This window comes from Candidatus Aquicultor secundus, from assembly GCF_002791875.1.
Lineage (GTDB): Bacteria > Actinomycetota > Aquicultoria > Aquicultorales > Aquicultoraceae > Aquicultor_A > Aquicultor_A secundus.
The window spans coordinates 1-9,539 of record NZ_PFNG01000092.1; the positions used below are offsets into that span (position 1 = coordinate 1).

Sequence of the window (9,539 nt, forward strand, 5' to 3'; positions counted from 1 at the left end):
CATCAAAGAGGTCAGTGAATTTCTTATCGCTGTCACAATATCAATTTCTCGCTCGGCTAGTTCTTGCCTTGCTTTAGTCGATATTATCTCATCAGTAGCCGGGTCTTTCTTAACCCGAATAACAATTCTTGAAGTTGGGGTCTCGCTGATGATCTGGTGGATTCACCCGGTCAACAAACTCGTCGACGAAATTCCAGCCTCGCTCTTTAATATACCCGAGGCAGGCTTCTCTTTGAGCTGGGATAGACATAATGCACCTTCAAAGTACGCTATTCACCATGAATTTCATGGCCTGAGCTGCTTTATAAATTCTCGCGGTGTTACTATCTGAATTCCCTGATAGGTGCCGATTTGAAGCAAATGGTTATCCCCGGAAATAATAAAGTCCGCTTTGCCCTCGACGGCGCAGACTAAAAACATATTATCCGAGGGATCTTCAGCAATGACGTCTATTTTTAGTTCACCAGGCGTTCTTTGTGAATACTTGCTAAGAAGTGACACATACTTCTCGATCTCCTCATCCGTTAGGGAAAAGGCAGATTTAATCTTGGGGTACTGTAAAACCTTGCTTACTTCGGTGATAATCTCATCTGAGGTAAGCAGTACAAACTCGCGGTTTCTCCATGCCTCAAGCACCTCGTAAGGCGCACCGGATGGCGAGATAATTCCGCTTACAAAAACATTGGTGTCTAAGCATACCTTAATCATGCTTAGCCTTTTCTAATCTCGGATATTGCTGATTCAACAGCGGTTTCTACTTCTTCGGGTTTCATACCTTGATTCTTAGAGCGAATCTTGCCTAGAATCTCAAAATCCTTCTCTCGCTGCTGTTTAAACTCTTCAAACTCCGCAAACGAGATAATAACGGCCATCGGCTTACCGGCACGCTCAATGACAATCTCATCTCCCCGATAATACGCTTCTTCCAGAAGTCGGCCGAAGTTTTTCCTCGCTGTCATAGCACTTTCTGTTTTTTGCACTTGCATAACACCTCCTCTAGTTAATATAGTCATCATAACTGATATAATTACATTATCAATAACATTATTTCTAAATTTCTTTATTTACTGGTAGATTTTTAATCTAATCAGATTAAATCCAAGTGAGAGATCGTCGATTTCACTATCTTATCAAAATTCATGTCGATTAAGACCTAAGCTTGGGTGAACGTTCTCTTGGCAACCACTGCGGCAACGTCGTCTTTTAGAATACCGCCTGCAAACTCTTTTGCACTGCTGCATATCCTATCTACCAGGGTCTGTGCGGATAACTCATAGTTTTCCTTTGCTAACGTAACAAGGCGATCTTCACCCCAAAAGTCGTGTTTACGGCGCGCCTCGATCAAACCATCGGTGTATAAAACGATCACATCGCCAAACCCGACGGTCATTTTTCCTTCTGGATACTTTTGAGTCGGCACTATGCCTAGAGCCATACCGCGGGCACCATTTAAAAAGATCGCTTCTTTTGTCTTTTCGTTGATAACTAGAGGCGGTAAATGACCGGCACTACTATAAGTGAGTAAGCCGCTTTTGATATCGAGAACACCGTAAAAAGCTGTTACAAACTGTCCGGACGATAACATTTTACAGGCTAGATTATTCAACTTCTCCAAGACAACGAAAGGCGTTTTATTCTCAAAATCAAATGCTTCTAACGCGTATTTAGTCATCGCAACGGTAGATGAGGCGTTGATGCCGGCGCCGGCAACATCGCCGATAACGAGACCCAGCAAACCATCCCCAAAATCAATAAAATCGTAAAAATCACCGCCTACTTCCATCCCAACAGAAGCAGATTCATAGTAGACGCCAATATCAATTCCTGCTAGGGATGGAACTTTTGGAAGCAAGCTGCGCTGTAAAACTAGCGCTGTAAGGCGCTGCTCATCCAGTCGAGCATTTTCTATCGCCAGGCCAATATTGCCGGCGAACGTGTTTAAAATATCCAAGTTTGATGGTCTTAGAGCTTCAGCGCTTTCAAAGAGTAGAGCAATAGCCCCAATGCTCTGTCCCTTTGCAACTAACGGTAAAACGGTAATGGCATTAATCTTTTCCGGCTCGGTTGTTGCTTCGATAATATTGGGGCAGTCCGTCCTATTAGATGTGGTGAATGGTCTCTGGCTTTTTATCACGTTTCTGATCGGGCACTTTTCGGCAACTTCTGCGGGCATATCTTTGTATTTGTCTGCAAAGCTTATGGTAAAACCATGTTCGGATACCACATCGGGCCTTCTGGTCTTCTCGCTTACCATAAAAATAGCGCCTGCTCTTGCATCAAATAGCTTTGTAATTTCTTTGGTGGTTCGATCCAATGCCTGGGGAAAATTAGGATTCCTTCGTATTTCAGAAGAGATCTCTTCAAGAGTGCTTAGTTCTAGCCTGCGCCGATGCTCTTGCCTTTCTTCTTCTATGTTAAAAACATGCATGCCTCGTACGATGCTGAAAGCTATTAATAGGGCGGCAAGCGTGCGAAAGATTTGTATTGGAAACCCCGTTAGTGATAGGAAGGCGTCGTTATTAACAACGGAAGCTGGAAAGAATGGAGCATATGGAACTACCAGGCCAGAAAGGGGTGCCATTAACCAAAGAGCCAGAGCTGCAATAAAAAGACTGCTTGCGGTAACTCCATAGGTTTGTTTCAAAAAGACCCTATATTGCAGGAATAACGCAAAACCGGCGATTATAGCTCCCGGAAAGATAAGCAGGTATCGTGCGAAAATATCAGCAAGTCTTGGGCTCTGCTCTAAGCCCAGCCCGGTCAGTTGAAGATAGCCTACAACACTAGCAGTCCAAGCAGAGTAAAAAACGACCGGTATGATTCTTAAATTACGAAATCGCTCATCGATCGTCATCAAGAGGCCAACTCCAAATATAAAAAGGAACAATGGAGAGCCCACCAGTAATACGGTATCAAAACCTGCATAAAGCCAATTTCTTGCTAAAAACTTGTACTGTGGGATAAGAACGAGCATTTCATCCCACTCATGAAATCCATGGGCAAAACCGTAAGCCGCAAGCCACGGTAGATACTTGGCAAACTTCAGGCTTGTTGGCCGAAGCGAACTGAGAACAACAGCTATTCCTAAGGCAAAGAACGCCAACCCGTAAATAAAAAATATGATGAACATATTTTCGGTTGTAAATTTCCCAATTAGACCCATCTAGTTCCAATCCTAAGTAAAACAACCGCGATTTTAGTCAGTAAAGTTACCCATCGGCTATTCTACGTAGCTCTAATGACAGTTACTATAAATTATACCCTTAGCTCAGAGCTTTAGCCGTAACTTTCCGGGAGGGTAGGAGGAATTACAGAGGAAATCATCAATCTCGACTTTCTTCACTAATTCTGCTATTATATCAACGCAGCTTAGAGATGTATGTAAGCAATGACGTGCGGACGTAACTCAGTTGGTAGAGTCACAGCCTTCCAAGCTGTTGGTCGCCGGTTCGAATCCGGTCGTCCGCTCAAAGACATGCGCCCGTAGCTCAGTTGGATAGAGCATCGGACTTCTAATCCGAGGGTCAGGGGTTCGAATCCCTTCGGGCGTGCATAGTGTAAGCAGGGGAAACAGGAAAACCGGGTTAATTTGAAGCCCGGTTTTTGCGTTGTCTGCACGAATATACACAAGTTTTTAGAAATAAGTAAGGGTACTGACAATCTTTTATGATTTATCGCAAACATAGCAGGGGAAAATACTACAAAGTAAGCTATAATTGTTTTATTAAGCTAGACTGACTATTGACCAAAGTTAACTTAGGAGTTAACTTGTGGATATAAAGTTATACAAAAACGGGCCGAGTAAGATAATATGGTTTTTTGTGGATGATAAGGGCGAATGTCCTGCTGAGGATTTCTTAGATAGATTGGAAAAGGGTGACGTGAGGAGCAGGAGGAAACTGCTAAAGTTGTTAGATTATACAGCTAAGAATGGGCCACCTGAAAAAAATGAGGACAAGTTCAAGTGTTTTGATACTAGTCCAGTATGCGAGTTTAAATGTTATAAACCACCACTGCGATTATTTTCCTTTAAGGTTAAAGATAAAACCAGCAAGAAACTTATTGGCTATTGTATAACGCATGGCTCAAAAAAGCCTGGTGACAGGAAAAAGGATTATGAGCCGGATATGGATACGACCCTTAGAATTATGGGGGAGCTTTCTGAAAAAGGAGTGTTTTAATATGCCTAACCAGTCATATCCAGCATGGCAGGATAAGTGGGCCGAGGATCGAGAGAGCCTAGAATATAAGTTAGAAGGTGTAATTCTTGAGGTAACTGAAGAGATCCTAGGGCGCATGGAGCAGCTAGGTATCAATAAAACAGACTTAGCTCGGCTATTAGGTGTAAATAAAGCAGCAGTTACAAAGTTTTTGAGAGGCAGTGAGAATTTAACCTTAAAGACACTTGTAAAGGTAGCAATGGCGCTGGGCTGCGATCTATCGGTTACACTTCCGCCATGTGGCTTTGAAGCAAGGCATGTGTATGTTTCACGATCTGAGGCGCAATTCTCAGATCCATCTCGATTTTTGATACCTTATGATACAACACCGGAGGTATCGATAGAACCCGAAGAAAGCGACGAGGGGAAGGTAGCTTAGTTGGCCGAAGGAATAATTGCAAAGCTTAAAATGCTTGATTATACAATCTTTAAGTTGGCCTTTGAAGTGAGTCCTGCATTTCAGAAGGAACCATCTCAGGTTGAGCTTGGCCTGGATTCTAATGTGGGTATTAATAAGGATAACGAATTAAATTATCGCATAGATATTATTATCAAGATAAATGAAGACGAGCTTGCATACGAAGAGGCTGGCTTTAGATTGTCTGCTGAATTAGCTGGTATATTTGAGTTTGCGCCGGAGACAACGAAAGAAGAGATAGACAAGATGATTGGTCTTAATGGGCTCTCAATGCTTTTCAGCACTGCAAGGGGTGTTATAGCTCAGCTTACAGCTCAATCACCTATAGGAAAGTTTGTTCTACCATCTGTTAATATTGCCGAGTTTCTGAGGCAGCGCGCTGAAGAATTAGCGAAAGAAGCGGAAAGTAAAAAGAAATAATCATATATTTTAGGAATAGTCTGACTCTAAGGATTCGGCCTATGACTTTATTGACTCCACGCTTAGCAATTCGTTTAGGGTTGCCGCTTGATAGCTTTGATGTGTCGTTTGAGATTCTAGCAGCTCGTTACAGAGCCCGTGTTCACCCTGCTTTATGTCGTTAAGTACTTCTATCAATACCTCGTGGCGCTCTGTATCGAGCTCCCGGTGTTTTTGTCTTTCTAATAAGCCTTCGCAAAAGACAGGCTTTTTATTTATTTACGAGTGTTCTTACATGCATAGATTTATAAAAATCGCAAAACGAGCAAGCAGAAATCTTCTTGGCGTGTATTCCTTGAATTTTCTTGCCGCATAAAGTCCCGACATCCAGCCAACAGCGGTACCCGTTGTTTGGGTAAGCGGCGCAGTCTAACCTAGTTCCTTTGTCGCACCTCATAAACTCCCAGCAGTCCATGGATAATTCCTCCACCATCCAACTGATTTCACACATAAGGTATATCGGCAGGTAAAGCCAGTAATTAATCACCACAACAGGGGAAGATCAGCGCAAACATCAACCTCTCTGTTGTTGCTTAGTTGTATCGTAACCACTATATTAAATCCTAGAAACTTACTATACGAATGTCGTCCTATACTATCGCTTGGGCTGCTAGCTGACCGTTTTTATGTGGTAACCGGTTTACTAAGGAGGAGCTATGGAAGATGCATTGATGATTGCAAAAGGCGTTGACGGCTTAGTCGAACTCTTTGACGACAAGATAAAGATCAACAGAAAAGGATTTTCTTCGCTCAACCGCGTTTTGCCTGGCGATAACGAGTTTTTAATCAGCCAAATAACATCCATCGAGTTTAAAAAAGCGGGAGCTGTCATCAACGGATACATTCAGTTTGCCTTTGTCGGCAGCTCGGCGACAGAAGATTCGGGTTCTGAGAAAGTGCAGCTAGAGGACAGCGTGATGTTCGTCGCGCGCCAGCAACTGGGGTTTGAGGAACTCAGAGTGGAGGTTGAGAGCAAGATTGCAGCCATGATGGCAGGGAGCGTTGCCTTTAGAATGAAGGAGCTGGAGGTGCTTGAGGGCCTGTTAAGCAAAGGTATGATCGATAAAGAGCAATTTGATACCAGAAAACAGCAACTACTCAGTAATTAGCCTTGCTGCGAGCTAACCGACTTACACACTATTTTAGCGCCTCAGCAATCCCGCAAGAAGCGCTGCCGATGGCACAATTAAAGATTATTATTGCCATTAAAGTTAGAGACCGGTTAGACGATACATAAAGCAATCTAGCCACCGTATGTAGAAAGAGACCCGGCATTATGAAGCAGCGAAACGTTATCGATCACGTCATAGAAATAATTGAGGATCTTATCTCGGGGGATAGCTCATCCAGGACGAACGTCCCAAAATCCAGCGATTTCTACGGACTCGGTCAGGCCGTTAACACACTTGCAGAGCACTACCAGATGGCCCAAGAAACCATTTCCATACTCAACCGGCAGCTCAAGGAAAATAATCTTGACGTAATCATGGCGCTTATCGAGGCGCTTAACGCCAAAGACCCTTACACCCGCGGTCATTGCGAGCGCGTCCCGGTTTACGCCTCGCTGATCGCACGCAGGCTTGGTTTAACCGAAGAAGAGCTGGATGCGATCCACCTGGCATCATACCTGCACGATATAGGGAAAATAGGTATCCCTGACGATATCTTAAACAAACCTAGCGATTTGACGCGGGAGGAGTACGAACAGGTAAAAGCCCATGCGCTGATTTCAAGCCAGATCGTTTCACAGATACCAAACCTTTCTCATATCGCTAGCATGGTGCTACACCACCACGAGCACCACAATGGCGCCGGCTATCCGGACGGCTTAAGTGGCGACGAAATCCCGCTCGGTTCGCGAATCCTTGCGATCGCGGATGCCTTTGATGCCATGACGTCGTCCCGTCCGTACTGCCTGCCGATCAAGCCCCAAGAGGCACTGCAGGAGATCAAGCGGTGTGCCGGTCGCCAATTCGATCCTGATCTGGCCCATCTCTTCGCAGACGCCTACACCAAAGCCTATGGTAACCGTATCCCAAATGTAAAAGCCTCGTAGACCACAGGCGCTAAAACCAGCTCTTAACCGGCCTTTAATCCGTTGACTGCAGAGATCGTGGCTGCCAACACCGCAATAATTATGAGAACGATAAGAATTATGCCGAGAATAACGGGAATAAGGACCGTCCATATCGCTCGTCCCCACGAGAACTTGTAGTTTTCACGAACAGCGAATATGTCAAGGATTAGCACCCAGACGCCGAACCCTAACGAGGCTATTCCGGCTATTACATTACCCGCAAGCCCTGCAACAAGGGAGAGGAGGGCAAACGGCGCCGCAAACACACTTGGGAAACTAGCGAATCCCAGGGCGCTGATCAGGCCCACATAATCGCCCTTACCTTTTAGAATGAGCGCTATGATGTGATAGATGCCGGCGATTATTGTAAGAGAAATAGCTGAAAGAATAGGGACCACGATGATAGTGACCGTTGCAATTAAGCCGGGATTTAAAGCATGAGACCTGCTTGCTTCATTAAGCGACCTAGCCGCATTTATGCTTCCGGGGATGCCCACAATCGCGCCGACCCAGGCGATGGCTATATACACCAGGAAGGCCAAAAGCACCGGTTTTGTTTCAGCCAGGTAGCGAAAGGTCTCGGATGGCTTTGTGATTACGCCGTAGAGTAAATCTATGAAGCCTTTCTTTTCTTGTTCGCTAGAAACTGGGTTTTCGATCGCACCATCGAAGTTGTCATCGTTCATATTATCATCCTCCGTAGTATCTATATTGTGGAACGCCGAGCATGTTTCGCACGTAATCGAGTAGCACGAGGTCTCGGCCCATTATCTGCATTCTGACGAGATTAAAGATGCTCGCACTCTCGGATTGTGAGCCGAAGAGCGATTCGAAGATCGTCGGCGGTTGGTATTCGTCGACCACCGGGTCTTCGATATGGGCTACTTTTGCTGCGACGTCGATAGCCGTTTGGTAGCCTCCGACCTCATCGATAAGCCCGAGCTTCTTCGCTTTGGTGCCTGCAAAAATCTCACCGGTTGCGAGGTTTGCCACCTTTTTCCTATCCAGATTGCGCCCCGTGGCGACATCGTCGATGAATTGCCGGTAGAGTTCATCGGACATCGTTTGGAACTTCTGGCGCTCCTCGGGCGAGAGAGTGCGCTCGAACATGTCCTTGTTCTTGCCGGACTTTATCGTTTGCATCTTTATCCCAAGCTTATTGTAGAGGCCTGAGAGGTCGGGCACCATCGATATGACCCCAATGCTGCCCACAAGGCTTCCAGGTTTGGCGACTATTTTATCCGCCTGGGAGGCCATATAGTAGGCGCCCGAGGCGACCATATCGCCGGCGAAAATAATTACCGGCTTTTTGCTATCACGCACAAGATAGGCCATCTCCTGGGAGGCCCCGACCACACCACCCGGGCTGTCGACCTTGAAAATGATGGCTTTAACATTTGGATCATCCTCGGCGTCCTCTATCCTGTGGCGAACGAACGTGGGGTTGATGCTTGCACCGCCACCGGAGAGCAGTGACCCAGCCGAGCCCTCGGCAATGCTGCCGCTTAGCGGGACAAACGAGATCACGTTGCCATGACCGATAGTACTCGTACGCCCGGCCGGCCGGAGCGCAATGACTAGAATCATAACGACCATGGAGAGAAAAACGATGCCGAGAAGTATTGAGATTACAAGCGTGCTTCGTTTCAAGCGTTCCTCCTTATACTGTAGGGCTTTACTATTATTGCTATTATTTCTTAGGTAAGTTTTGGTTACTACTGATTATCTCTGTTGCTCTAATATGAGCGTACACTTAAGTTGCTGCTTACTTCAACATGTGCGGCAAAATGCCTTGCAAATCAGTAAAGTTGCTGCTTACTATTTTATACTCTTTAAATAATAACCGATGATTACCCCACAACCGGTTAAGTCTAGGATTATGTCGAGAATTTTAGTAGATTATAGCGCGCGATCCGTTTTAGCTATCATTTACGCCATGCATACTTAATATCATGCGGGTTTAAGGCCGGTAGCCAGCCTTGAATATTGTTACGAATAGTTTTAGAATATAGTGATTGTAGATTTCCTAGGATATCGACGGTTCAACATGGTGATCGTAGCTCAATTGGTTAGAGCGTCGGACTGTGGCTCCGAAGGCTGTGGGTTCAAGTCCCATCGGTCACCCAAGAAAAACCACCTGTTGTTTAACCAACAGCATGCGCACTTAGCTCAATTGGCAGAGCAGCGGACTCTTAATCCGGAGGTTACAGGTTCGATTCCTGTAGTGCGCACCACTCTTTTCTTGTATGCACTAGCAGAGCCTAGTGCCGGAACACCATAATTATTGTGTCATTCTGAGCGAAGCGAAGAATCTAGCGGGCACTCACGTACTTCTGTCACTTAAGTATGTCTAAGCTTTGATTCA

11 protein-coding genes and 4 tRNA genes are annotated in these 9,539 nt (G+C 45.4%); 9 read left to right on the forward strand and 6 right to left on the reverse strand.

Annotated features, from left to right (window positions below):
- Positions 1-285 precede the first annotated feature (285 nt).
- The 3 genes from COY37_RS03810 to COY37_RS03820 form a co-directional block, all read right to left on the reverse strand.
- The gene (locus tag COY37_RS03810; RefSeq protein WP_286976206.1) at positions 286-708 is read right to left on the reverse strand and encodes a putative toxin-antitoxin system toxin component, PIN family; all 423 of its coding nucleotides are present in this window, start codon (positions 706-708) and stop codon (positions 286-288) included.
- A gap of 2 nt (positions 709-710) precedes the next feature.
- Entirely contained in the window at positions 711-980 is a 270-nt protein-coding gene (locus COY37_RS03815) for a type II toxin-antitoxin system Phd/YefM family antitoxin (RefSeq protein WP_286976209.1), read from the reverse strand.
- 173 nt (positions 981-1,153) lie between these two features.
- Positions 1,154-3,163, reverse strand: coding sequence for a GAF domain-containing SpoIIE family protein phosphatase (locus COY37_RS03820; protein ID WP_286976212.1), 2,010 nt, complete (start codon positions 3,161-3,163; stop codon positions 1,154-1,156).
- A gap of 232 nt (positions 3,164-3,395) precedes the next feature.
- Between COY37_RS03820 and COY37_RS03825 the strand changes: the two genes are divergently transcribed.
- The 5 genes from COY37_RS03825 (at position 3,396) to COY37_RS03845 (ending at position 5,058) form a co-directional block, all read left to right on the forward strand.
- Positions 3,396-3,468, forward strand: a tRNA-Gly gene (locus tag COY37_RS03825).
- A 9-nt stretch (positions 3,469-3,477) separates the two neighbouring features.
- Positions 3,478-3,551, forward strand: a tRNA-Arg gene (locus COY37_RS03830).
- 219 nt (positions 3,552-3,770) lie between these two features.
- Positions 3,771-4,181: a hypothetical protein gene (locus tag COY37_RS03835; protein ID WP_286976215.1), complete on the forward strand. Its 411-nt coding sequence runs from the start codon at positions 3,771-3,773 to the stop codon at positions 4,179-4,181.
- Between the two features lies 1 nt (position 4,182).
- On the forward strand, positions 4,183-4,599 hold the full coding sequence (locus tag COY37_RS03840) for a helix-turn-helix domain-containing protein (RefSeq protein ID WP_286976218.1): 417 nt from the start codon (positions 4,183-4,185) through the stop codon (positions 4,597-4,599).
- Positions 4,600-5,058, forward strand: coding sequence for a protein-export chaperone SecB (locus COY37_RS03845; protein ID WP_286976221.1), 459 nt, complete (start codon positions 4,600-4,602; stop codon positions 5,056-5,058).
- 250 nt (positions 5,059-5,308) lie between these two features.
- Here COY37_RS03845 and COY37_RS11790 read toward each other — a convergent pair whose 3' ends face one another.
- Positions 5,309-5,548 carry a two-CW domain-containing protein gene (locus tag COY37_RS11790; protein ID WP_353682999.1) on the reverse strand — a complete coding sequence of 80 codons (240 nt, stop codon included), beginning with the start codon at positions 5,546-5,548 and terminating at the stop codon, positions 5,309-5,311.
- Between the two features lie 205 nt (positions 5,549-5,753).
- On the opposite strand from COY37_RS11790, the gene COY37_RS03850 reads away from it, so the two are divergent.
- The gene (locus COY37_RS03850) at positions 5,754-6,206 is read left to right on the forward strand and encodes an SHOCT domain-containing protein (RefSeq protein ID WP_286976224.1); all 453 of its coding nucleotides are present in this window, start codon (positions 5,754-5,756) and stop codon (positions 6,204-6,206) included.
- A 167-nt stretch (positions 6,207-6,373) separates the two neighbouring features.
- Positions 6,374-7,153, forward strand: coding sequence for an HD-GYP domain-containing protein (locus COY37_RS03855; protein WP_286976227.1), 780 nt, complete (start codon positions 6,374-6,376; stop codon positions 7,151-7,153).
- 23 nt (positions 7,154-7,176) lie between these two features.
- On the opposite strand, the gene COY37_RS03860 is transcribed toward COY37_RS03855, so the two are convergent.
- A complete protein-coding gene (locus tag COY37_RS03860; protein WP_286976230.1) occupies positions 7,177-7,860 on the reverse strand; it encodes a Yip1 family protein in 684 nt (227 codons plus the stop codon).
- Positions 7,861-7,864: 4 nt separating this feature from the next.
- Positions 7,865-8,824, reverse strand: a complete 960-nt coding sequence (sppA, locus tag COY37_RS03865; RefSeq protein WP_286976233.1) for a signal peptide peptidase SppA — start codon at positions 8,822-8,824, stop codon at positions 7,865-7,867.
- A 400-nt stretch (positions 8,825-9,224) separates the two neighbouring features.
- Here sppA and COY37_RS03870 point away from each other — a divergent pair.
- Together COY37_RS03870 and COY37_RS03875 are read left to right on the forward strand one after the other, a co-directional pair.
- Positions 9,225-9,298: transfer RNA gene (locus COY37_RS03870), tRNA-His, on the forward strand.
- Positions 9,299-9,332: 34 nt separating this feature from the next.
- A tRNA-Lys gene (locus tag COY37_RS03875) sits at positions 9,333-9,408 on the forward strand.
- The last annotated feature ends 131 nt before the right edge of the window (positions 9,409-9,539 follow it).

What these genes read in the sequence shown, in the direction of transcription:
- COY37_RS03810 (WP_286976206.1), bottom strand. Translation starts at nt 708, where the DNA reads ATGATTAAGGTATGCTTAGACACCAATGTTTTTGTAAGCGGAATTATC.
- COY37_RS11790 (WP_353682999.1), bottom strand. Translation starts at nt 5,548, where the DNA reads ATGTGTGAAATCAGTTGGATGGTGGAGGAATTATCCATGGACTGCTGG.
- COY37_RS03820 (WP_286976212.1), bottom strand. Translation starts at nt 3,163, where the DNA reads ATGGGTCTAATTGGGAAATTTACAACCGAAAATATGTTCATCATATTT.
- COY37_RS03855 (WP_286976227.1), top strand. Translation starts at nt 6,374, where the DNA reads ATGAAGCAGCGAAACGTTATCGATCACGTCATAGAAATAATTGAGGAT.
- COY37_RS03840 (WP_286976218.1), top strand. Translation starts at nt 4,183, where the DNA reads ATGCCTAACCAGTCATATCCAGCATGGCAGGATAAGTGGGCCGAGGAT.
- COY37_RS03850 (WP_286976224.1), top strand. Translation starts at nt 5,754, where the DNA reads ATGGAAGATGCATTGATGATTGCAAAAGGCGTTGACGGCTTAGTCGAA.
- COY37_RS03860 (WP_286976230.1), bottom strand. Translation starts at nt 7,860, where the DNA reads ATGAACGATGACAACTTCGATGGTGCGATCGAAAACCCAGTTTCTAGC.